The organism is Mucilaginibacter gynuensis (genome assembly GCF_039541195.1).
Taxonomy (GTDB): Bacteria; Bacteroidota; Bacteroidia; order Sphingobacteriales; family Sphingobacteriaceae; genus Mucilaginibacter; species Mucilaginibacter gynuensis.
Genome location: NZ_BAABFT010000012.1, coordinates 91,801 through 114,523, shown reverse-complemented (window position 1 = coordinate 114,523; position 22,723 = coordinate 91,801). Strand labels below are relative to the sequence as shown.

Annotated in this window: 24 protein-coding genes; 19 read left to right on the top strand and 5 right to left on the bottom strand. The window is 43.0% G+C overall.

Annotated features, from left to right (window positions below; genetic code table 11):
* The first annotated feature begins 3 nt into the window (after positions 1-3).
* The 15 genes from rplF to dnaK all read left to right on the top strand — a co-directional run bounded on the left by rplF (position 4) and on the right by dnaK (position 11,349).
* Positions 4-561, top strand: a complete 558-nt coding sequence (rplF, locus tag ABD894_RS20035; RefSeq protein ID WP_345212854.1) for a 50S ribosomal protein L6 — start codon at positions 4-6, stop codon at positions 559-561.
* A gap of 5 nt (positions 562-566) precedes the next feature.
* Positions 567-920 carry a 50S ribosomal protein L18 gene (gene rplR, locus ABD894_RS20030; RefSeq protein ID WP_345212853.1) on the top strand — a complete coding sequence of 118 codons (354 nt, stop codon included), beginning with the start codon at positions 567-569 and terminating at the stop codon, positions 918-920.
* Positions 921-932: 12 nt separating this feature from the next.
* On the top strand, positions 933-1,451 hold the full coding sequence (gene rpsE, locus ABD894_RS20025; protein ID WP_345212852.1) for a 30S ribosomal protein S5: 519 nt from the start codon (positions 933-935) through the stop codon (positions 1,449-1,451).
* A 5-nt stretch (positions 1,452-1,456) separates the two neighbouring features.
* A complete protein-coding gene (gene rpmD / locus ABD894_RS20020; RefSeq protein ID WP_345212851.1) occupies positions 1,457-1,636 on the top strand; it encodes a 50S ribosomal protein L30 in 180 nt (59 codons plus the stop codon).
* A 4-nt stretch (positions 1,637-1,640) separates the two neighbouring features.
* Positions 1,641-2,087 carry a 50S ribosomal protein L15 gene (gene rplO / locus ABD894_RS20015; protein ID WP_345212850.1) on the top strand — a complete coding sequence of 149 codons (447 nt, stop codon included), beginning with the start codon at positions 1,641-1,643 and terminating at the stop codon, positions 2,085-2,087.
* A gap of 6 nt (positions 2,088-2,093) precedes the next feature.
* A complete protein-coding gene (secY, locus tag ABD894_RS20010; RefSeq protein WP_345212849.1) occupies positions 2,094-3,437 on the top strand; it encodes a preprotein translocase subunit SecY in 1,344 nt (447 codons plus the stop codon).
* Between the two features lie 6 nt (positions 3,438-3,443).
* A complete protein-coding gene (map, locus tag ABD894_RS20005; RefSeq protein WP_345212848.1) occupies positions 3,444-4,235 on the top strand; it encodes a type I methionyl aminopeptidase in 792 nt (263 codons plus the stop codon).
* 64 nt (positions 4,236-4,299) lie between these two features.
* Positions 4,300-4,518, top strand: coding sequence for a translation initiation factor IF-1 (infA, locus tag ABD894_RS20000; protein WP_022833270.1), 219 nt, complete (start codon positions 4,300-4,302; stop codon positions 4,516-4,518).
* A 9-nt stretch (positions 4,519-4,527) separates the two neighbouring features.
* Positions 4,528-4,644 carry a type B 50S ribosomal protein L36 gene (gene ykgO / locus ABD894_RS19995; protein ID WP_022833269.1) on the top strand — a complete coding sequence of 39 codons (117 nt, stop codon included), beginning with the start codon at positions 4,528-4,530 and terminating at the stop codon, positions 4,642-4,644.
* 79 nt (positions 4,645-4,723) lie between these two features.
* Entirely contained in the window at positions 4,724-5,101 is a 378-nt protein-coding gene (gene rpsM / locus ABD894_RS19990; RefSeq protein WP_345212847.1) for a 30S ribosomal protein S13, read from the top strand.
* 108 nt (positions 5,102-5,209) lie between these two features.
* The gene (gene rpsK, locus ABD894_RS19985; protein ID WP_345212846.1) at positions 5,210-5,599 is read left to right on the top strand and encodes a 30S ribosomal protein S11; all 390 of its coding nucleotides are present in this window, start codon (positions 5,210-5,212) and stop codon (positions 5,597-5,599) included.
* Positions 5,600-5,667: 68 nt separating this feature from the next.
* A complete protein-coding gene (gene rpsD, locus ABD894_RS19980) occupies positions 5,668-6,276 on the top strand; it encodes a 30S ribosomal protein S4 (RefSeq protein WP_345212845.1) in 609 nt (202 codons plus the stop codon).
* A gap of 95 nt (positions 6,277-6,371) precedes the next feature.
* Positions 6,372-7,364, top strand: a complete 993-nt coding sequence (locus ABD894_RS19975) for a DNA-directed RNA polymerase subunit alpha (protein WP_345212844.1) — start codon at positions 6,372-6,374, stop codon at positions 7,362-7,364.
* 156 nt (positions 7,365-7,520) lie between these two features.
* On the top strand, positions 7,521-8,087 hold the full coding sequence (gene rplQ / locus ABD894_RS19970) for a 50S ribosomal protein L17 (protein WP_345212843.1): 567 nt from the start codon (positions 7,521-7,523) through the stop codon (positions 8,085-8,087).
* 1,363 nt (positions 8,088-9,450) lie between these two features.
* Positions 9,451-11,349 (top strand): molecular chaperone DnaK, encoded by a 1,899-nt coding sequence (gene dnaK, locus ABD894_RS19965; RefSeq protein ID WP_345212842.1) that lies wholly within the window; start codon positions 9,451-9,453, stop codon positions 11,347-11,349.
* Positions 11,350-11,568: 219 nt separating this feature from the next.
* On the opposite strand, the gene ABD894_RS19960 is transcribed toward dnaK, so the two are convergent.
* Together ABD894_RS19960 and ABD894_RS19955 are read right to left on the bottom strand one after the other, a co-directional pair.
* Complete coding sequence (locus ABD894_RS19960) at positions 11,569-12,123, bottom strand: DUF922 domain-containing protein (RefSeq protein WP_345212841.1); 555 nt, start codon at positions 12,121-12,123, stop codon at positions 11,569-11,571.
* A gap of 18 nt (positions 12,124-12,141) precedes the next feature.
* Positions 12,142-13,080 (bottom strand): SPFH domain-containing protein, encoded by a 939-nt coding sequence (locus tag ABD894_RS19955; RefSeq protein ID WP_345212840.1) that lies wholly within the window; start codon positions 13,078-13,080, stop codon positions 12,142-12,144.
* An 81-nt stretch (positions 13,081-13,161) separates the two neighbouring features.
* Here ABD894_RS19955 and ABD894_RS19950 point away from each other — a divergent pair, with 81 nt between their 5' ends.
* Positions 13,162-13,347: a hypothetical protein gene (locus ABD894_RS19950; RefSeq protein WP_345212839.1), complete on the top strand. Its 186-nt coding sequence runs from the start codon at positions 13,162-13,164 to the stop codon at positions 13,345-13,347.
* Here the strand turns inward: ABD894_RS19950 and ABD894_RS19945 are convergent.
* Positions 13,344-14,462 carry a CapA family protein gene (locus ABD894_RS19945; protein WP_345212838.1) on the bottom strand — a complete coding sequence of 373 codons (1,119 nt, stop codon included), beginning with the start codon at positions 14,460-14,462 and terminating at the stop codon, positions 13,344-13,346. The genes ABD894_RS19950 and ABD894_RS19945 overlap by 4 nt on opposite strands.
* A 65-nt stretch (positions 14,463-14,527) precedes the next feature.
* Positions 14,528-15,100: a C40 family peptidase gene (locus tag ABD894_RS19940; protein WP_345212837.1), complete on the bottom strand. Its 573-nt coding sequence runs from the start codon at positions 15,098-15,100 to the stop codon at positions 14,528-14,530.
* A gap of 261 nt (positions 15,101-15,361) precedes the next feature.
* Between ABD894_RS19940 and pdhA the strand changes: the two genes are divergently transcribed.
* The 3 genes from pdhA (at position 15,362) to ABD894_RS19925 (ending at position 20,414) form a co-directional block, all read left to right on the top strand.
* Positions 15,362-16,357, top strand: a complete 996-nt coding sequence (pdhA, locus tag ABD894_RS19935; RefSeq protein WP_345212836.1) for a pyruvate dehydrogenase (acetyl-transferring) E1 component subunit alpha — start codon at positions 15,362-15,364, stop codon at positions 16,355-16,357.
* Positions 16,358-16,381: 24 nt separating this feature from the next.
* Positions 16,382-18,052 (top strand): pyruvate dehydrogenase complex dihydrolipoamide acetyltransferase, encoded by a 1,671-nt coding sequence (locus tag ABD894_RS19930; RefSeq protein WP_345212835.1) that lies wholly within the window; start codon positions 16,382-16,384, stop codon positions 18,050-18,052.
* Between the two features lie 577 nt (positions 18,053-18,629).
* Complete coding sequence (locus ABD894_RS19925) at positions 18,630-20,414, top strand: DUF885 domain-containing protein (RefSeq protein ID WP_345212834.1); 1,785 nt, start codon at positions 18,630-18,632, stop codon at positions 20,412-20,414.
* Positions 20,415-20,760: 346 nt separating this feature from the next.
* Here ABD894_RS19925 and ABD894_RS19920 read toward each other — a convergent pair whose 3' ends face one another.
* Entirely contained in the window at positions 20,761-22,650 is a 1,890-nt protein-coding gene (locus tag ABD894_RS19920) for a vWA domain-containing protein (protein ID WP_345212833.1), read from the bottom strand.
* Positions 22,651-22,723: the final 73 nt, after the last annotated feature.

Here is a 22,723-nt window from a genome sequence, read left to right as displayed (position 1 = left end):
GCAATGTCAAGAATAGGAAAAGCACCTATAGCATTAGCCTCTGGCGTAACAGTTACCGTATCAGCAGATAACGTAGTAACTGTAAAAGGCCCCAAAGGTGAATTGCATCAAGCTGTTGATAGGGATATCACGGTAGAGCAAGAAGAAGGAAACTTATTAGTTAAACGCCCTTCTGATCAAAAACGTCATAAAGCGCTGCACGGTTTATACCGCTCGCTTTTAAACAACATGGTTGTTGGTGTAACTGAAGGCTACAAAGTTCAGCAAGAGCTTGTAGGTGTTGGTTACCGTGCAACTAATACAGGTAATACTTTAGATTTAGTGTTGGGTTTCTCTCACCACTATGTATTTGAATTACCACAAGAAATTAAAGTTACAACTACTGCTGAAAAGGGTAAAAACCCAACTATCATTCTGGAGTCTATCGACAAACAGTTGATCGGTCAGGTAGCTGCGAAAATACGTTCGTTACGTGCTCCTGAACCATACAAAGGTAAAGGTATTAAATTTGTTGGCGAAGTGTTAAGAAGAAAAGCAGGTAAATCAGCATCTAAAAAATAATCGTCATGGCAGGTAAATTATCAAGAAGAGACAGAATTAAAAGAGGAATCAGAAAACGTATTTCAGGTTCTTCAGAGCGTCCGCGCTTGTCAGTATACAGGAGCAACAAAGGTATTTACGCTCAGATCATTGACGATGTAACCGGTAAAACTATAGTATCAGCTTCATCTTTATCAAAAGATTTTACAGCAGCAGAAGGCACTAAATCAGATCAATCAGTAGCCGTAGGCAAACTGGTAGCTGAAAAAGCGATCGCGGCTGGCATCAAAGATGTAGTTTTCGATAGAAATGGTTATTTGTACCATGGCCGTGTTAAATCACTGGCTGAAGGTGCACGTGAAGGTGGTTTAAACTTTTAATCGAAACAAGAGATGTCAACAATCAACATAAAAAGAGTAAAAACAAGCGAGATCGAATTAAAAGACCGCTTGGTAAGCATACAACGTGTTGCCAAAGTAACTAAAGGTGGTCGTACTTTCAGCTTCTCTGCCATTGTGGTAGTAGGTGATGAAAACGGTGTAGTTGGTTACGGTTTAGGTAAAGCAAAAGAGGTTACCGAGGCTATTGCCAAAGGTATTGATGATGCTAAAAAGAACCTGGTAAAGGTTCCGATTATCAACAACACTATACCTCACGAGCAAATCGGTAAATTTTCAGGTGGTTTCGTATTCTTGAAACCGGCTGCAAATGGTACCGGTGTAATTGCAGGTGGTGCGATGCGTGCTGTATTAGAATCAGCAGGTGTACACAACGTACTTGCAAAATCAAAAGGTTCATCAAACCCGCACAACGTGGTTAAAGCAACCGTATCAGCATTAGCGCAAATGCGTGATGCCTTTACAGTAGCTCAGCACCGTGGTGTAGATTTAGGTAAAGTATTTAACGGATAATCATCATGGCAAAAGTCAAAATAACCCTGATTAAAAGCGTGATCGATAGAAGTGAGCGCCAGAAAAAGACAGTGCAGGCACTGGGCTTAAGAAAAATAAACCATAGCGTGGAAGTTGAAGCTACTCCGGCTATCATCGGTATGGTAAGAAAAGTTAATCATTTGGTAGCAATAGAAAGCATTTAATATTATGAATTTAAGTAATCTTAAACCTGCTGAAGGTTCTACCAAAAGCAGAAAAAGAATTGGCCGTGGTACAGGTTCAGGCCGTGGCGGTACTTCAACACGCGGGCACAAAGGTGCCGGTTCACGTTCAGGTCACAGCACTAAAGTTGGTTTTGAAGGTGGTCAGATGCCATTACAACGCCGTGTACCAAAGGTAGGTTTCAAAAACCCTAACCGTATTGAGTACGTAGGTGTAAACCTTGATGTGCTTCAAAAATTAACCGAGCAATATTCAATTGCCGTAGTTGATTTTGATACATTGAAAGAGCATGGCCTGGCTTCAAAAAACGACCTTGTTAAAATATTAGGCCGTGGCGAACTTACAGCCAAGTTAGACGTTAAAGCTCATGCATTTACTGCTACTGCGCAAAAAGCAATTGAAGCAGCTGGTGGTACCATCGTTAAGTTGTAAATTTCAATGAAGAAATTATTCACTACATTATCCAATATCTGGAAAATTGAAGATTTAAGAGTGCGTATTATTAACACACTCTTATTTCTTTTAATATATCGTATAGGCTCATTCGTGGTTCTGCCGGGTGTAGATCCGGCATCGCTTAACAGCCAAAATGCTAAAGAGGGATTACTTGGGTTGCTGAATATGTTTGCAGGAGGTTCGTTTTCACGTTCCTCTATTTTTGCATTAGGTGTAATGCCTTACATATCGGCGTCTATCGTAGTGCAACTATTAGGTATTGCTGTACCTTACTTTGCTAAAATGCAAAAAGAAGGCGAAAGCGGCCGTAACAAAATCAATCAGTGGACCCGTTATTTGACAGTTGCTATCACCATAGCACAGTCAATAGCCTACTCACGTGCACAAATTACACCTGAAGCTAAACTGATAGGCGAACCATTGTTCACTATCTTAAGTACTTTCGTACTTACCGCTGGGACTTTATTTGTAATGTGGCTGGGTGAAAAAATTACGGATAAAGGTATCGGTAACGGTGTATCGCTCATCATTATGGTGGGTATCATCGCGCAGTTACCTGGTGCATTTGTTACCGAGTTTCAAACGCGTACAAGCGGCAGTGGTGGTTTAATTACCTTCATTGTTGAAATTGTAGCGTTGATACTGGTAGTAATGTTTACCATACTTATAGTACAGGGTACGCGCAAAATTGCCGTACAATATGCTAAACGTATGGTGGGCAACAAGCAATACGGTGGTGTACGTCAGTACATTCCGTTAAAGGTAAACGCTGCAGGTGTAATGCCGATCATCTTCGCCCAGGCGCTGATGTTTATTCCGGCTACTATCCCTCAGTTTGTACCAAGCTTAGCTACTAACAGTGTGCTGATGTCATTATCAAACTACAACTCATGGGCACATAACGTGTTGTTTGCAGTGCTGATCATCCTGTTCACTTACTTCTATACTGCCATCACGGTTAATCCAACCCAAATGTCAGACGATATGAAGAAGAACGGTGGATTTATACCAGGTGTTAAACCGGGTAAAACTACTGCAGATTATATTGATGATGTAATTTCAAAGATCACCCTTCCAGGTTCAATCTTCCTGGCTATTATCGCTATCATACCTGCTTTGGCAAGTGTTGTAGGTGTAAACAGCCTGTTCGCAAGATTCTTTGGAGGTACATCACTGATTATATTAGTGGGTGTGGTACTTGATACTTTACAGCAGATTGAAAGCCACTTATTGATGCGTCATTACGATGGCTTAATGAAAACAGGTAGAATTAAAGGCCGTTCAGCCGTTCCGGCTGCTACAGGCACTGTTCCACCGGCTATCTAATTATCGATGTCTAAGATCCATTACAAGTCGGCAGAGGAGATAGAACTAATCAGGCAAAGCGCCTTGTTAGTATCCAAAACGCTTGCAGAGGTAGCCAAAGTAATTGGACCGGGTGTAACAACCATAAAACTAAACGAGCTTGCCGAAACCTTTATAAGGGACAACGGCGGCGTACCGGCATTTTTGAATTATCATGGATTCCCCTATTCGTTATGCATTTCGCCTAACGATCAGGTGGTCCATGGTTTTCCAGGTAAAAAAGAACTGGTTGACGGCGACCTGATATCGGTTGACTGCGGTGTGATACTGAATAAGTATTACGGCGATTCGGCCTTTACCTTCGCCATAGGCGAGGTTGACGAAACTACCCGGACTTTGATGCGTGTTACCCGCGAATGCCTTGATAAAGGCATTGAGAAAGCCGTAGCAGGTTTACGCGTAGGCGATATAGCCAGCGCGGTACAGGAGCATGCTGAACAGCATAAATTCGGTGTGGTGAAAGAACTGGTTGGCCACGGTGTAGGCTTACAGCTGCATGAGAAGCCCGAAGTACCTAACTACGGTAAACGCGGCTCAGGCATTAAGCTTGAAGAAGGTATGGTGATAGCAATTGAACCGATGATCAACGCCGGCCGCGCCGGGGTTAAATTTTGGGACGATGGCTGGACAGTATCAACTGTTGATGGCAAACCATCAGCGCATTACGAGCATACCGTTGCGGTAAAAAAGGGGAAAGCAGACATCTTATCAACGTTTTCATACATTGATGATGTTTTAAAAGAAAAAAATAATAATTAAAAAAATTTTATTAATTTTGCGTCCCGCTTTTAGGGCTGGATAATTAAGTAATAATCAACAAAATATGGCGAAACAATCTTCGATTGAGCAGGACGGTACAATTAGGGAGGCATTGTCAAATGCAATGTTCAGGGTTGAACTGGAAAACGGCCACGAGATTATTGCACACATATCTGGTAAAATGCGTATGCACTACATCAAAATTCTTCCTGGCGACAGGGTGAAACTGGAGATGAGCCCATACGATTTAACCAAGGGCAGAATAACTTATAGATACAAATAAAATAAAGCGATGAAAGTTAGAGCATCCATTAAAAAACGCAGTGCTGATTGCAAGATCATCCGCCGCAACGGGAAACTTTATGTGATCAACAAAAAGAACCCAAAATTTAAACAACGCCAGGGCTAAGAACAATTAGTGAAGGATTGAAGAATTGAATGAGTGAATTCAATGTTCATGAATTCAACAAATCAACAAATAAAAAAATATGGCAAGGATTTCAGGTATTGATTTACCAAAAAATAAAAGAGGAGAGATCGGACTTACTTACATTTTCGGTATCGGCCGTACTACAGCTCAAAGCATTTTGACTGAGGCAGGTATTGATTTTAACATTAAAGTACAGGATTGGACCGATGAGCAGTTAAGCGCTATCCGTGGTATCATTAACGACCGTTTAAAGGTTGAAGGTGCACTGCGTTCAGAAGTACAGCTTAACATTAAGCGTTTAATGGATATTGGTTGCTACCGCGGCACCCGTCATCGCAAGGGCTTGCCATTACGTGGTCAGCGCACTAAAAACAACTCACGTACCCGTAAAGGAAAACGTAAAACAGTTGCTAACAAGAAAAAAGCTACTAAGTAATAACTGATTGGCAGGTTAACGCCTGCCAGGACTATAAATTATAAAACAGCTCAACGGGTCCGGGTTATAGTATTGATCCAGTAATTCGTTAGCTCAATAATTAAAAAAATGGCTAAAACTAAAAAAGTTACCAAAAAACGTATCGTAATTGTTGAGCCGGTTGGCGAAGCACACATCAACGCTACTTTTAACAACATCATTTTAACCCTTACCAACAAAAACGGACAGGCTATTTCATGGTCATCTGCAGGTAAAATGGGTTTCAAAGGTTCAAAAAAGAACACTCCTTACGCTGCTTCACAAGCTGCTGCCGATTGCGGTAAAGTTGCTTATGATTTAGGCTTGCGTAAAGTAGAGGTATTTGTTAAAGGCCCGGGTTCAGGTCGTGAGTCGGCTATCCGTACTTTACAAACAACCGGTATCGAGGTAACTACCATTAAAGATATCACCCCGCTTCCGCACAACGGATGTCGTCCTTCAAAAAGAAGAAGAGTTTAATTAATTCGATTTTTAAAGCTAAGATTCAGCAGCTACAGGCTGCCTGATACTTTAAACAACAAACAAAAATGGCAAGATACACAGGACCAAAGTCCAAAATTGCACGTCGTTTCCGCGAGCCGATCTTCGGTCCGGATAAAGCACTGGAAAGAAAAAATTACCCACCGGGTATGCATGGCGCCTCTAAAAGAAGAGGAAAACAATCTGAGTACTCTACTCAATTGCAAGAGAAACAAAAAGTTAAATACACTTACGGTGTATTAGAGCGTCAGTTCGAAAACTTGTTTCACCGTGCATCAGCAAAAGAAGGTATCACCGGCGAAAACTTGCTTAAATTCTTAGAAGCTCGTTTAGATAACGCGGTATACCGTTTAGGCATCGCTCCAACCCGTTCAGCTGCCCGTCAGTTGGTAGGTCACAAACACATCACTGTAAACGGTGAAGTGGTAAACATCGCTTCTTACGCTTTAAAAGCTGGTGATGTAGTTGCCGTACGCGAAAAATCAAAATCTCTTGAGGCTATCACTACTTCTGTAGCAGGCCGCAGGATCAATAAATATAGCTGGTTAGAATGGGATGCTAACACCTTAACAGGTAAATTCCTAACCTATCCAAATCGTGATGAGATCCCTGAAAATATCAAGGAAAACCTGATCGTCGAGTTGTACTCTAAATAAGTAATGATACTTATCCGCATAATGGTTGGTTTATTAAACCAATCATTTTTGTGGTTTAAATCAATTCAATTAAAAACAATAAACAAAGGATATAAATGGCAATTTTAGCATTTCAAAAACCAGACAAGGTTATCATGCAAAAATCAACTGATTTTGATGGCACGTTTGAATTCCGTCCGTTAGAACCAGGCTTCGGTGTAACCATTGGTAATGCTCTGCGTCGTATCTTACTTTCTTCGTTAGAAGGTTTTGCTATTACTTCTGTTCGTTTTTCAGGAGTTACGCATGAATTTTCAACGATTAAAGGCGTTGTTGAAGACGTTACCGAAATCATTTTGAACTTAAAACAAGTTCGTTTCAAAAAGACAGGTGAATCAGGCGACAACGAAAAAGTATTTGTTATCATCAACGGTCAGGATACTTTCAAAGCCGGTGATATCACTAAATTCTCAAATAACTTTACTGTTTTAAATCCTGATTTGGTTTTGGCCAATATGGATTCATCAGTTACACTTGAAGTTGAATTAACCGTTGCCAAAGGCCGTGGTTACATTTCAAACGAAGAAAACAAGAACCCTGATGCCAACATAGGCGTGATCGCTATCGATTCGATCTTCACCCCTATCAAAAACGTAAAATACACTATCGAGAACTATCGTGTTGAGCAAAAAACCGACTACGAGAAACTGGTACTTGATATTGCTACTGATGGCTCAATCCATCCGGAAGATGCATTAAAAGAAGCGGCTAAGATCCTTATCCAACACTTTATGCTATTCTCTGATGAGAACATGATGCTTGAAGCACAAGCTAAAGAAGAAACCAAAGAGGTTGACGAAGAGATACTGCACATGCGCAAGATCCTGAAAACTGAACTGGTTGATCTTGACCTTTCTGTTCGTGCATTAAATTGCCTTAAAGCTGCCGATATCCGCAGCCTTGCAGACCTGGTTTCTTATGATGTAGCTGATATGTTAAAGTTCAGAAACTTCGGTAAAAAATCATTAACTGAAATTCAGGACCTGGTTAAATCAAAAGGCCTGTCATTCGGTATGAACCTGTCTAAATTTAAATTAGACGAAGAATAATCAACAGAAATAAAGAGCAAAGAGTCAGGGATCAGGACTTCTGTCTTGCACCCTGGCTCTTTATTCTTAAATCAAATAAATTTAACCCGGCATAATTCCGAGGGCTTGACGGTAACGCCGCCCAACGGTATGCACGTGCCATAACAACAAAAAACAATGAGACACGGAAAAAAAGTAAATCACTTAGGCCGTACCAACAGTCACCGCAAGGCGATGTTAAGTAACATGGCTACTTCGCTTATTTTACACAAGCGTATTACAACTACTTTAGCTAAAGCGAAAGCTTTACGCGTTTATGTAGAGCCTTTGATAACAAAATCAAAAAGCGATACTACACATTCACGTCGTACAGTATTCAGCTATCTTAAAGATAAAGATGCTGTTTCGATCCTGTTCCGCGAAGTAGCTGAAAAAGTAGCTAACCGTCCGGGTGGTTACACTCGTATCATCAAACTGGAAAACCGTTTAGGTGATAACGCTGAAGTTGCGATAATTGAATTAGTAGATTATAACACTGTTTACGGTGCTGACGCTGCTCCTGCTGCTAAGAAAACAACACGTCGTCGTGGTGGTTCTGGTAAAGCTAAAACTGCTGACGCTGCTCCTGCTGAAGAAGCAGTAGTAGTTGAAGAAACTCCAAAAGCAGAAACAACTGAAGAAACTCCTGCCGCTGAAACACCAGCTGCAACTGATAAAGAAGAAAACGCTGAAAAGGGTGAGTAATCTTTAAAAGAGATCAATACAAAAACGCCTCGCTTATTTAAGTGGGGCGTTTTTTGTTTATGGCAGTTTTTTTAATTAATAGCCACTTGCATTTTCAATCGCCTGAGGTATGCTATAATATTTTCGCTGTTTCGCGTTAGGGGTAGTAGCGGATACCGGCCATGCGCATAAGGCCTGCAGGCGTATGAGCGGATAACCCGGACCGAAGGTAACGCCCTGATAATGGATATATAATAAATTCGCCCCTGTTGAATTCGCAGAACTTTTCCTCTTATTAGTGTAATTACTCCCTGTAATGGCTGTAAGGAAAAATGCATAATTGCACTTTGAAGGTAAAATGACGATTGCCCACACCCACTCTCCACTGTCATGCTGAGGAACGAAGCATCTATCGCAGATAAGTATAGCGAAGAAAGATTCTTCAAACGTTCAGAATGACAGTTTTTTTTAAATACGTCATTACTGTAAGGTGCGAAGCAATTCGTACTTAGGCTATGCTTGTGGTGTAATCAGCGTTAGTCTGCTCTTGGGCGCAGTGCCCCATTACTTTTGAGGGCAAAAGTAACAAAACCCTTGTCCAGCAAAAGGCTTTTTTGCCGCACAAGGCCTTCCCTGCAAAACGCGCAGAACTTTGGGCTGGAACTTTTGCGCCACCGCTCGCTTCCACCCCGCATGCAACAAGTTCACTATGCCCGCCTTTGCGCTCATGGCCTCCGCAGTTCTGCCCGTTTTCGCCCGAAGCTGTTTGCTGACGGAAAAAGGAATTAAATGAAAGATATAAAGCCCTCTCCCATGGAGAGGGTTGGGTGAGGCTAAACACATCAGGTGAGGTAGCTTGCTGAAAGTTATTTCATAAGGCCTTTACCTCCTTCTGATAAGCTCCCATTATTTAACCTCCATCGCACATTTATATCATCAATTACAACATGCCCCTTAAAACCCAAGTGTAACCAACTCTCTTACTTACCACAGCTCAACATATTTCGCGATTGCTTCGTACCTATCCATGACGTATTAAAAAAACTGTCATTCTGAACGTTTGAAGAATCTTCTTCGTTATGCCTATCTGCGATAGATGCTTCGTTCCTCAGCATGACAGTGGAGTGGGGGATACGTCGTCATTTTACCTCCAAAGTCAAAAAGGATTAAATTCTCTCAATGGCACGTTTTACGCTATTGGCTAAGGAATATGAATTGCCACAACAAACCCATTTCTGACAACCTGTCATTTCACTATACACCTTTTCTGCAAAAATATCCCTGCCAAATGCCATTATAAAGCAGTATTACTGCCATTTGCCAATTGGCACAAGCATTGATAAATAGCAGTGGTAAATACAATTAAATAAGAAAAAACAATCATATGTCTAAAATCATTGGAATCGACTTAGGGACAACAAACTCGTGCGTAGCAGTAATGGAGGGTAACGAACCTGTAGTTATTGCCAACAGCGAGGGTAAACGCACTACGCCATCAGTAGTTGCTTTTGTTGACAACGGCGAACGTAAAGTGGGTGACCCGGCAAAACGTCAGGCGATCACCAATCCTACAAAAACTATTTATTCTATCAAACGCTTTATGGGTAACCAGTTTAACGAGGTTACTAAAGAGGCTACACGTGTACCATACAAAGTTGTGGGTGAAAACAATACACCACGCGTTGAAATTGGCGACCGTAAATATACCCCCCAAGAAATTTCGGCTATGGTGCTTCAAAAAATGAAGAAAACCGCTGAAGATTTCTTAGGTACTGAAGTTACAGAAGCGGTTATTACCGTGCCTGCTTACTTTAACGATGCACAACGCCAGGCTACTAAAGAAGCCGGTGAAATTGCAGGCTTAAAAGTACGTCGTATCATTAACGAGCCTACTGCTGCTGCCCTTGCTTATGGCTTGGATAAAGCACACAAGGACATGAAAATCGCGGTATTTGACTGCGGTGGTGGTACGCATGACGTATCAATACTTGAGTTAGGTGATGGCGTGTTTGAAGTAAAATCAACCGATGGTGATACTCACTTAGGTGGTGACGACTTTGACCAGGTAATTATCGACTGGTTAGCTGACGAATTTAAAAGCGACGAAGGTATTGATCTGCGTAAAGACCCTATGGCTTTACAACGTTTAAAAGAAGCTTCTGAAAAAGCTAAAATTGAGCTTTCAAGCACTGCGCAAACTGAAATTAACTTACCATATATTACCGCTGTTGACGGTTTGCCTAAACACTTGGTTAAAACTTTAACCCGTGCTAAATTTGAGCAACTGGCTGATAGCCTGATCAAACGTACTATCGATCCTTGCCGTTCTGCATTGAAAAACGCAGGTTTAAGCACTTCTGATATCGACGAGGTTATTTTGGTAGGTGGTTCAACCCGTATCCCTGCAATTCAGGAAGCTGTACAATCATTCTTTGGTAAAGCGCCTTCAAAAGGTGTTAACCCTGATGAGGTTGTAGCTATTGGCGCCGCTATACAAGGTGGTGTGTTAACAGGTGAAGTTAAAGATGTATTGTTACTTGACGTTACCCCGCTTTCATTAGGTATTGAAACTATGGGTGGTGTAATGACCAAACTGATCGAAGCTAACACTACTATCCCTACTAAAAAATCGGAGACTTTCTCAACCGCGTCTGACAGTCAGCCATCAGTTGAGATCCACATATTACAAGGTGAGCGCCCAATGGCTGCTGCCAACCGTACTATTGGTCGTTTCCACTTAGATGGTATTCCACCTGCACCGCGTGGTGTGCCACAAGTTGAGGTAACTTTTGATATTGATGCTAACGGTATATTGCACGTATCTGCAAAAGATAAAGCAACCGGTAAGGAGCAAAAGATCCGTATCGAAGCTTCTTCAGGCTTAACTGATGCCGAGATCAAGAAAATGAAAGATGAAGCAGAAGCAAATGCTGAATCGGACAAGAAAGCAAGAGAAGAAGTTGAAAAACTGAACGCTGCTGACGCCCTGATCTTCTCTACAGAAAAACAACTGAAAGAGTATGGCGATAAGATTCCTGCTGACAAGAAAGCCCCAATTGAAGAAGGCTTAACCAAATTGAAAGCAGCGTACGAATCTAAGAATCTGGCTGATATTGAAGTGGCTCAAAACGAATTGAACACTGCATGGACTTCAGCTTCTGAAGATATGTACAAAGCTTCGGCAGAAGCAGGTCAACAACCGGGCGCTGATGCCGGTGCCCCTGGTACACAAGCAGGCAACGCTGATGGCGTTACCGATGTTGATTATGAAGAGGTAAAATAATATAACTCATCATATATAAAAACGGCCCGACTGATTACTCAGCCGGGCCGTTTTGCGTTTGGGAGGAAACTCGTCATTGTTACTTGCGCTCGTTTGCAACGAGCGCTTAACATGGTCTTGCGATTGCATCGCAACTACTATATAATAACGTTGCAAACGTTAACCCACATTGAAGCACTCGTTGCAAACGAGCGCAAGACGCAAACTCATATTCCATCATCAATACCCTGCCCCTACCACCGGCATATTATCTAAACATTTAGCAAAATACTTATCCCAGCTTACTTGCTGTACACGGTTTTGCATGTGGTTGGTGTCTGCTTCGTAGTCGAGATTGAGCTGGTGATATTTGGCATCAATACGGTTGAAAATATTGGCAACAACGATACTGTAATCTCTGCCGAAACGGGTCTGGCTAAATGTCCGCAATACTTCCTGCTGTTGCAGGTAGGCTATAATGTAATGGCCTTGTTCGTGCTTTAATACTTCGGGGAGTATATCATTGGTTACTTTGCTGCGGTTGAGCCACGATAGCCCTTTATTCATTACCATTTGCACGTTAAAATTGAGCTTAAACACACCGTTTAAGCGGCGAACCTGGTAATTATAACTGATGCTGCAATTGGTATAGGCTACGGCACCATAATTAGTTATTTTGGGAGTGCCCTGAAAATCGGCCGCGGTGAGTATGCGGTAGCCCTGGGCAAATGTTATTGAGGAAAGCGACAGCAGCAATACACTTGCTGCTATCGCTTTTTTAATGGTAGAAAACATACATCAAAAAGTTAGTTTTTACTTTTTGACGTCATCCTGTTTTAAAAGGTTTAATGCCATAGTTTCTTTCAGTGTGCGTTCCATTCCTTCAACCGAGCCATCAAGGAAGATCACGTTGCCTTTCGAGTTCTCGGAGAAGTGCTTGATCGACTCTGTCCACATGGTGAAAAGGATCACCGACGTATCCATATTGGCATGCTGCATCTCTTTGGCGGCTACCGTCATACCCTTGGCCACTTCCTCGCGGAACAGCGCGATACCTTGTCCGCGTAGTTGAGCAGCCTGGCGCTCGGCTTCGGCAGATATTTTGATGGCGTTACCCTCGGCCTCGGCGGCTTTGGTTTTGGTGATGAGTAAAGCCTGACCCTCGTTCTCCGCAGCGGCTTTCAGGTTGTTGGAGGCCACTACCTGGCTCATGGATTTCATGATCACATCATCAAAAGTAATATCATTCAATTGCAGATCTTGCAGGTGATAACCCCAGCTCTCCAGTATATTATCCAGTTGCTCTTTTACGTGCTCCACAATATCACGGCGCAGTATCAATACATCTGCCTGGCGTTTGGTGGCTACAAATGCACGGATGGAGCCCTCAACGGTACGCACCAGCGCCTGCATCAAGTTACGTTCATCCACAAACTTAAAGGCTACGTTTTTAATGGTTTCTTCATTTTGATCGAGTACCGAATAAAGCAGCATGGCTTTAAAGTAAACGTTGGCCTGATCAAAAGTTACGGCCTGAAACTCCAGCTCTACCGAACGGTTCTGTATAGAGATTCGGGAGTAGATCATCTCAATCAGCGGGATCTTAAAGTTAAGGCCCGGTGTAAGTATCCGGCGATACTTCCCGAATACCGTTATTACAGCTATAGTGCCCTGCTTTACAGTTACAAACGAGCTGAACAAAATAATAATTAAAACAAAAACTACTATTGAAATGCTTATAGTTGACGCCATGATTAATAATTGATTACGGAATAAATATAAATTAATTATTGGTGTATAATTTGTTTTTTTAACAATGTAAATCTAAAATCAATGAACTTAAAACGTACTTTCGGCACTGTACTCACCATATTGGGCATCATCGGGCTTATTTATACCGGCCTGGGTGTGATACAAAAAAACGCAGCCGTTACTACATTAATAGTAGTAGGCATAATCGCTATCATTTTCTTTTTTACAGGCGTTGGCCTTGTGCGCAACACCAAAGACGAAGCCTAACCCGCGGGTGTAATAACCCCGGAGTCGCTGATGTTGAGGCCGGCTTCGGGGATATCAATAGCGTTGAGCATTTTTATGCGCTTTACTACACGGTTAGCAGTATCTACACGTAAACCACCCGGCATTGATTGCCGGGTTGAAATGATACGGCCGCTCAAAAACTCTCCACTTTTGTTAATATAAATTTTAAGCAGGGGCGCAATGCCGCAAACGCCAGTGGTGTTTACACCTTTATAGGTACAAAAATTACCCAGGCTATACGCTATAAAACGGTTATTATATTTCTCCATAGCCCTTGTAAGGTGCGGACCATGCCCCAATACCACATCTGCACCGGCATCAATGGCGTTATGGGCAAACAGGCGCACATCCCCGCGGTGTTCGCCTTTGTATGATTCAGGCCCGGAAGGCACATGTTCATGATCGGTTCCCTCTCCACCGCCATGAAAAGATACGATCACTACATCAACCTGCTGCTTTAATTCGCTGATGATAGCGGCTGCCTTGGCATGATCGAGCAGTGATACCGTTGGCGCATTGGGCGAAAAGGCGCAAAAGCCATAAGTAACCCCATTTATTTTAAATATGGTGGAAGGATATTTGTGCAATCCGGCATATTTTATACCCACCGAATCGAGCATTTTAACGGTACTCTTTTGCCCGGCAAGGCCAAAATCGCCTACGTGGTTATTGGCTATACTCAACACATCAAAGCCTGCATCCTTCAAAATATCGGCATAATGCTGCGGCATCCGGAACAAATAGGCTTTACTTACCTGGTGCAGTTTATAATAGGCAGCCGCGCCGGTATCCAGCAGTACACCTTCGAGGTTACCGAAAGTAACATCGGCACTGCGTAACTCATCGGCCACAGCCTTAAAACTGTTCTTACCGCTATCAGGCGGTAAAGTTTGTTTATCTGGATATGATGTCCCCAGCATAATATCGCCAACGGCGGCAATACATATAGAATCGGCCGAGTGCTTAACCACTGTTTTGGTGGCAGTATCGTTTTGAAGAACATTCGCGGAATCGGGCTTTTGCGCTTGTTCGTTATTGAACCGGCAGGCCGAAAGTAGCAGAGTGATCAGTAAAAGGTTCAGGTACGGTTTCATAGTCAAAAAAAAATCCTTTCGTTATAACGAAAGGATTCAAATATTAATTCAAAGATATAAAAATCTTATTGGCTGTCATCTTCTTCTTCGTTTTCCAGCTGATCTTTGTAAGATGCCAGTAAACGGCCGCCTTTATAAAAGTAGCGGTTGTAATAGTTATCATCAAGGCTTGATATGGCAACACCTTTTGATGAAGCGTGCGCGAACCTGCCGTTGCCCAAATACACGCCTACGTGTGATATGCTGCGGCTGTGTATTTTAAAGAAAACCAGATCGCCTTCTTTCAACTCATCTTTACTAACAGGATTAACCATGCTGAAAATATCGCGTGAGCTGCGTTTGATGCTCAGGTTAAAAACCTTGCTGTACATCTCTTTGGTAAAGGCCGAACAATCGATGCCCCTGCGCGAAGTTCCGCCGAAACGATACGGAGTACCGATCCAATCATGAACAAATTCAAAAAGTTTTAAGTTTGAGGTGGCCGATAAAGCTACACCCATTATTTGAGAGAGGTATGTTTTAGCTAAACTTTCCTGATCATCTGCCGCATTATCAGTAGCCGCCGTGGCTGGCTTTGTTTGTGCACTTGCACTTAGCACGCTGATAATTAGTGCAATAGCAATAGTAATTTTCTTCATTTAATCCTTACCTTGTTGTTAATAGGGGTTCAACAGATTGTTTATTAAACTATACAGTGTGTCTATTGTTGAATACAAAGCTATCCAAACATTTTAAAATTGCAAATTTATGGCACACTTTTTTTAAATTAATGTAATTTTTGCAGCCTGCATTACGTACCCGGATAATTGTAAGTAACATTTGTAATGTATTTTCATAATTTAAAGTATATAGTTAGATTTGCGCTTCTGTTAACACAAAACTGGTTCTTTTAAAATATAATGAGTTCAATCGAAATAAATAAAGACACCTACCTGATGTGGTACGAGTCGATGATGCTAATGCGTAAGTTCGAGGAGAAAACCGGACAATTATACGGACAACAAAAAATAAGGGGCTTTTGCCACTTATATATTGGGCAGGAGGCTGTTTTGGCCGGTGCCATGTCGGTATTACGCCACGAGGATAGTATGATCACCGCGTACCGCGATCACGCTCATGCCCTTGCAAAAGGCACAACCCCTAAAGCCATTATGGCCGAAATGTATGGTAAAGCTACCGGCTGTTCAAAAGGCAAAGGTGGTTCAATGCACATGTTTGATAAGGAAAACCATTTTTACGGTGGTCACGGTATTGTAGGCGGTCAAATCCCATTGGGTGCCGGTATCGCTTTCGCCGAAAAATTTAAAGGTACCGAGTTTTTAAACGTTGCCTACATGGGCGATGGCGCCGTACGCCAGGGCGCGCTTAACGAAACCTTTAACATGGCTGCCCTTTGGAAACTGCCGGTTATTTTCGTTTGCGAAAACAATGGTTACGCCATGGGTACTTCAGTAGCACGTACTACAATTCAACCTGACATATATAAATTAGGCTTACCATACGGTATACCATCATCTGCTGTTGACGGTATGGATCCGGTAGCTGTACATAACGCTATGGACGAAGCCGCGCAACGTGCACGTGCAGGTGAAGGCCCAACCTTCCTTGAAATGCGTACTTACCGCTACAAAGGTCACTCGATGTCTGATCCGCAAAAGTACCGTACCAAAGAGGAGCTTGAAAGCTACAAAGCCAAAGACCCTATTGAGGTGGTAAAACAAACCATATTAAAAGAAGGTTATGCTGATGAGAAATGGATTGAGGAAATTGATGCCAAAATAAAAAACACTGTTGATGAAGCGGTAAAATTTGCCGAAGAGTCACCTTGGCCAGAGGCATCAGAACTATACACTGATGTTTACGTGCAAAAAGATTATCCTTACATTTTAGACTAACCCATTATATACATCTGAATTAATATGGCTGAAGTAGTTAAAATGCCTAAAATGAGCGATACCATGACCGAAGGGGTATTAGCTAAATGGCATAAAAAAGTTGGCGACAAGGTAAAATCAGGCGATGTAATTGCCGAAGTGGAAACCGACAAAGCCACAATGGATTTCGAATCATTCCAGGATGGTACTTTATTGTATATTGGAGTTGAGGAAGGTAAAGCAGTTCCGGTTGATGCTGTAATTGCCGTTTTAGGTAAAGATGGCGAAGACTATAAAGCCGCTTTAGAAGGCGAAGGAAGCGCTCCTGCTGCCGAAACCAAAGAAGAAAAACCTGCCGCCGAATCAAAACCGACTGAAGATAAAAAACCTGCGCCGGTTGCTCAAAAAGTTGATACTTCAAGCATCCCGGCTGCTGTAATACGCATGCCATTATTGAGCGACACCATGACAGAAGGTGTGATCAACAAATGGAACTTTAAAGTAGGCGATAAAGTAAAGGCCGATGATTCACTGGCCGATGTGGAAACCGATAAGGCTACCATGGAGGTTGTGGGTTATGAAGAAGGCACATTATTATACATTGGCGTAAAAGAAGGTGAAGCTGCTCCTGTTAATGGCATTATTGCCATTGTAGGTAAAGAAGGTACCGATATTACTCCATTATTACAGGATGGTGGCGATGCTCCTGCTGCTGAAACTGCAACAGAAGAAGCTGCTCCTGAAGCTAAAGAAAGCGCTCCGCAGGCAACTGCTCAAGCCGGTGGTTCATCTGATGATGACAGCCGTGTAAAAGCATCTCCGCTGGCACGCAAAATAGCTAAAGATAAAGGTATCAACCTTAACGATGTAAAAGGCAGCGCAGAAGGCGGCCGTATTGTTAAGAAAGATATTGAAGGCTTTACCCCTTCTACCAAAGAAGTACAGGAAGCCGCTGCAAGCAAACCGGCAGAAGCGCCTGCTAAAGAAGCAGCCAAAGGTGGCCAAACCATCTCTATACCTGCTTACGTTGGCGAAGAGAAATACACCGAGAAACCGGTTACTCAAATGCGTAAGGTAATTGCCAAACGCCTATCTGAGAGCTTGTTCACCGCGCCTCACTTCTACGTAACTATGTCAATTGATATGGATGCCGCTATTGTGGCCCGTAACAAAATGAACGAAGTTGCGCCGGTTAAGATCTCTTTCAACGATTTAGTGCTTAAAGCTACTGCTAAAGCATTGAAACAACACCCGATTATCAATTCATCATGGTTGGGCGATAAAATTCGCTTTAACGAGCATGTGAACATTGGTGTAGCCGTTGCGGTTGACGAAGGTTTATTAGTACCGGTTGTACGTTTTGCCGATGGTAAATCATTAAGCCACATATCTGCCGAGGTAAAAGAATTTGCCAAGAAAGCGAAAGATAAAAAACTACAGCCATCTGACTGGGAAGGTTCAACTTTCACTATCTCAAACTTAGGGATGTTCGGTGTTGACGAGTTTACCGCCATCATTAACACTCCTGATTCATGTATATTAGCAGTTAGCGGTATACAGGCAGTACCGGTAGTTAAAAATGGCGCGGTAGTACCGGGTAATATCATGAAAGTTACCCTGAGTGCAGATCACCGTACTGTTGACGGCGCATCAGCCGCAGCATTCCTGCAAACGTTAAAATCATTCCTTGAAGAACCGGTTAGGTTACTGATCTAATCAACCAGGAATTAGCATATTGAAAAGCGATGAGTTCAGGCTCATCGCTTTTTTTGTTTTGTGGGGATGTTTGTTATTTTAACCACAGAGTGCGCAGAGGCTTTCACGGAGTTACGCGGAGGTTTTGAGGGTTTTAGAGAGAAACAGAATTAGTTATATGATACCTTTGACAACTTTTAAAAAGTTGTCAAAGGTTGTCTACTCAACACCTATGCAAACGCACAGCCCTTCAATAACCGAAAAATGCGGCATCGTAAGGAACGGGTAGCACAAACCCTGCCTAAGCATAACCCAAACATAGTTCCTTGCGCAGCCGCGACTTTTTTCTTTGGTTACTTTCTTTTTTGAGAGAAAAAAGAAAGTAACATCCATTAACGATAATAATAGCAGAAACATTCCTAACGAAGAACTAATCGACGCAAAAACCAATCGCATAAGAACTCAGCATTGTAAAGGGTGAGTGAAGTGAAAAATTTGCCCGAATCATCCCCTTCTCCCCCATAAAGGGTGATTTCCAATCGCCCGATTGATAATCCCGTCACAATCATTAGCTTTACGTTATTAACTTACCGCAATAATGAAAAAACCAATTTTAATCCTGTGCCTTGCTTGCGCCTTCGCGGCTTGTAAGCAGCCTAAATCGGGCAGCGCAACGGGCGAAGAGAATAAAGATCTCGCCAAGCTATTCGACAATTATTATGAAGGCTATTTAAAGCTTGATCCCCTGACTGCCACCTACATTGGCGATACCCGTTATAACGATCAGCTGGCCAATAACGGCGCTGACGACTTCCTCAAAAAATCACACGATTTTTATACCGCCTATCTTGATAGCGTAAAAACCTTTAACCGCGAAGAACTCAACGATAACGACAAGCTATCGTACGATATATTTGTTTACGAAACTCAAACCACGCTTGATGGCTTTAAACACCACCTCGAATACCTGCCCTTTAACCAGATGTTCGCCTTGCCGCTTACTATTGGGCAGCTGGGCTCGGGAGCAGGCGCGCAGCCTTTTAAAACCGTTAAAGATTATAACGACTGGCTGAAACGCCTCGGCGCGTTTTCTGTTTGGGCCGATACTGCCATCGCCAACTTTAACAAGGGTGTTAAAACAGGTGTGGTACTGCCAAAATCGTTAGTGGTAAAAATGATACCGCAAATGCAAAGTTTTGTGGTTACCGATGCTACCAAGAGCCTGTTTTACGAGCCGGTGAAAAACTTACCGAAAGAATTTAGCGAGGCCGATAAGAAGACCGTTACCGATGCCTACATCAAAGCTATAAACGAAGTGGCCGTGCCTACTTACAAACGCCTGGCCGATTACCTGCAAAAAGATTATCTGTCACACACCCGCAACACATCCGGCTTATCGTCGGTTACTGATGGGGCTGCTAAATATGCTTACCTGGTAAAACAACAAACCACTACAGACCGTACACCCGACGAAATTTACCAGATAGGTTTAGATGAAGTGGCCCGCATAAACAAGCAGATGGATAGCATTAAAAATGCCGTAGGCTTTAAAGGTGACTTAAAGGCGTTTTTTGAATACATGAAGAACGATCCTAAGTTCACGCCTTACAAAACGCCTAAAGAGGTGCTGGATGCCTTCGAGAACATCCATAAACGTATGGAACCCAACCTGAAGAAAATGTTTAACCACGTGCCTAAAACACCATTCGTGATCAGGCAAACCGAAGCCTTCCGTGCCGCGTCAGCAAGCGCGGAATATAACCAGGGTTCGGCAGATGGTACAAGGCCGGGTATTTTCTATGTGCCTATACTGGATGCTACCAAGTTCAATATTACTTCGGGTATGGAATCATTGTTCCTGCACGAAGCTATACCGGGGCATCATTACCAGATCTCGTTAACACAGGAGAATACTTCGCTGCCAAAATTCCGCAGGTTCTTGATATTTGAAAACGCTTACGTAGAAGGCTGGGCATTGTATTGCGAATCGTTAGGTAAGGAGCTTGGCTTGTACACCGATCCATATCAGCACATGGGTGCTTTGGGCGATGAAATGCACCGCGCTATCCGTTTAGTGGTCGACGTGGCCATCCATACCAAAGGCATGACCCGCGAGCAAGCTATTAAATATATGATGGATAACGAAGCCATCAGCGAGCAGGGCGCTACCGCCGAAATTGAGCGTTACATGGGTATCCCGGCACAGGCCTTAGGCTACAAAACCGGCGCGCTAAAAATACGCGAACTGCGCAACCGTTACGAAAGCCTGCTGGGCAGCAAATTCAACCTCGCCGAATTCCATGATCAGGTATTAAAAGACGGTGCCATGCCACTAAGCGTTTTCGAAACTAAAATGGACGCCTGGGCAGCGAAACAGAAATAGTCTTTCTTGCGGGAGTCCGGAAGTCGGAAAGACGGGAAGTCCGAAAGGTCTGATTAACAATATTCCCCTATCGTCATTGCGAACGTAGTGAAGCAATCCCCGACTTTCAGAGCCACTCTATATAGTTTAGAGATTGCTTCGTCGTTCCTCCTTACAGCAATGACGATCAATGTAAAAAGCGCAATGACAAAATTGTAAAATAGCAAACCAGCGGTGGATCCCCCACCGCTGGTTCTGTTTGTGATATATATGGTTTAAGTAGGTTCTTCGAGCTAACTCTTGTCTATCTGCTCCCGTCTTACATCTTGTCTTGTCTCTTGCATCTAAATTCTTGACTCTAAAGCGTCTATTTCCCCGCGGCCAACTCTGTTTTCGCCAATAGCTTCGCGCTTTCGGCCAGTTTTATAAATTCGGCGCGGTATCCTTCGTGGTCGTCGCCTTTGCCTGAACGGGCTATGCGGATGGCCTGATCATAAGTAGCGTTCTGCTTGAATTGCGAATCGCGCAGCAACATCCCTATTTCGGCTACAGATGCGGCAAATTTGAAATCGGTAGAAGTGCTGTTGAAATCTTTAGGCATATCCTTCACAACAACCTGACTTAACTTACTGGCAGACGATTTAGGATCTTTATACCTGAATTTAATGGTCATCATTTCATCAGAGCTTGATGCCGCCGGTTTTTCATCGGTCTTCTGGTATTTCAAAGCATCAACCGAACCGCTGTAGTCATCCTTTATCCCGGCCGGTACAATTTCGTATAAGGCGGTAACGGTATGCCCGCTGCCCATATCACCGGCATCCTTTTTATCGTTATTAAAATCTTCTTTATTCAGCATCCGGTTCTCATAACCCACCAAACGGTAAGCCTGTACTTTGGCCGGGTTAAACTCAATTTGCAACTTAACATCCTTGGCCACGGTGAATAAGGTGCCGCCAAACTCGCTGACCAGCGTTTTGCGCGCTTCGGTAATGTTATCTATATAAGCATAGTTGCCATCGCCTTTATCGGCAAGGGTTTCCATTTTGCTGTCTTTATAATTACCCATACCATAACCTAATACCGATAGGTGAATACCGCTCTCTCTCTTTTTGGTGATCAGTTTCTCCATGTCATCATCGCTGGAAGCGCCTAGGTTAAAATCGCCATCGGTAGCCAGTATAATGCGGTTGTTGCCCTCCTTTAAAAAGTTTTCGGCAGCTACACGGTAAGCCAGTTTAATCCCTTCGCCGCCGGCTGTTGAGCCACCGGCGTTCAGGTTATCAATGGCATTGTTAATAGTGCTTTTTTTATCGCCATCGGTTGGTGGCAAAGCTAAACCTGCCGCGCCTGCGTATACCACTATGGCTACCTTATCTTTAGCACGCAACTGATTCACCAGCATTTTCATAGATGATTTTACCAGCGGCAGTTTATTTTCGCTCTCCATTGACCCCGAAACATCAATCAGGAAAACCAAATTCGAAGCAGGTAGGTTATCAGTAGGTATAGTTTTAGCCTTAAGGCCGATGCGCAGCAGGCGGTGTTTGCTATTCCATGGTGCCGATGATAGCTCGGTGTGGATAGCCACCGGCTCGTTACCAGCAGGGCCAGGCAAGTTGTAATTGAAATAATTGATCATCTCCTCAATGCGCACTGCATCGGCAGGCGGCAATTGACCGCCATTTATAAACCGACGAACATTACTGTATGATGCCGCGTCCACATCTACCGAGAAGGTGGATAACGGATTGCTCTTAGCTATATTAAAGCCATTTTCGGTGATGCCCTTGTAGCTTTCGGTATTTTCGGCCATAGCCGGTGGGGCATAATAACTTTTTTCAGACACACTTGGAGATACATACACTCCGGCAACCCGGCCATTTAAAACGGATACAGCAGAAGCTGTTGTAACCCTCTTTTGTTTGGTAGTATATCCCACCACCACAACCTCATTTAACGCCATATTATCGTTTTTTAAAATAACATTGATGGTATTAACCGAGCCGATCTTTATTTTTTGCGGCAGATAACCTATAAAATTGAAAGTGAGATATTTTTTGCCATCGGGTACGGTAATACTGTAATGGCCTTTTGCATCGGTAACTGTACTGATATTTGTTTCGTTAACAATTACCGACGCGCCGGGTATTACGCCCGATCTGTCAGATACCGTACCGCTGATAGTTCGGCTGCCGTTTAGCTTAAACGCCGTTAAGCCGGTGAACAGCAAAATAATGATAATGATCCTTTTCATGATTACTGGTTTTGCTGATAGGATGCAACCAAAAGCAGATTTCCATAAACCATTTAAAAAATTTATTTTGTGA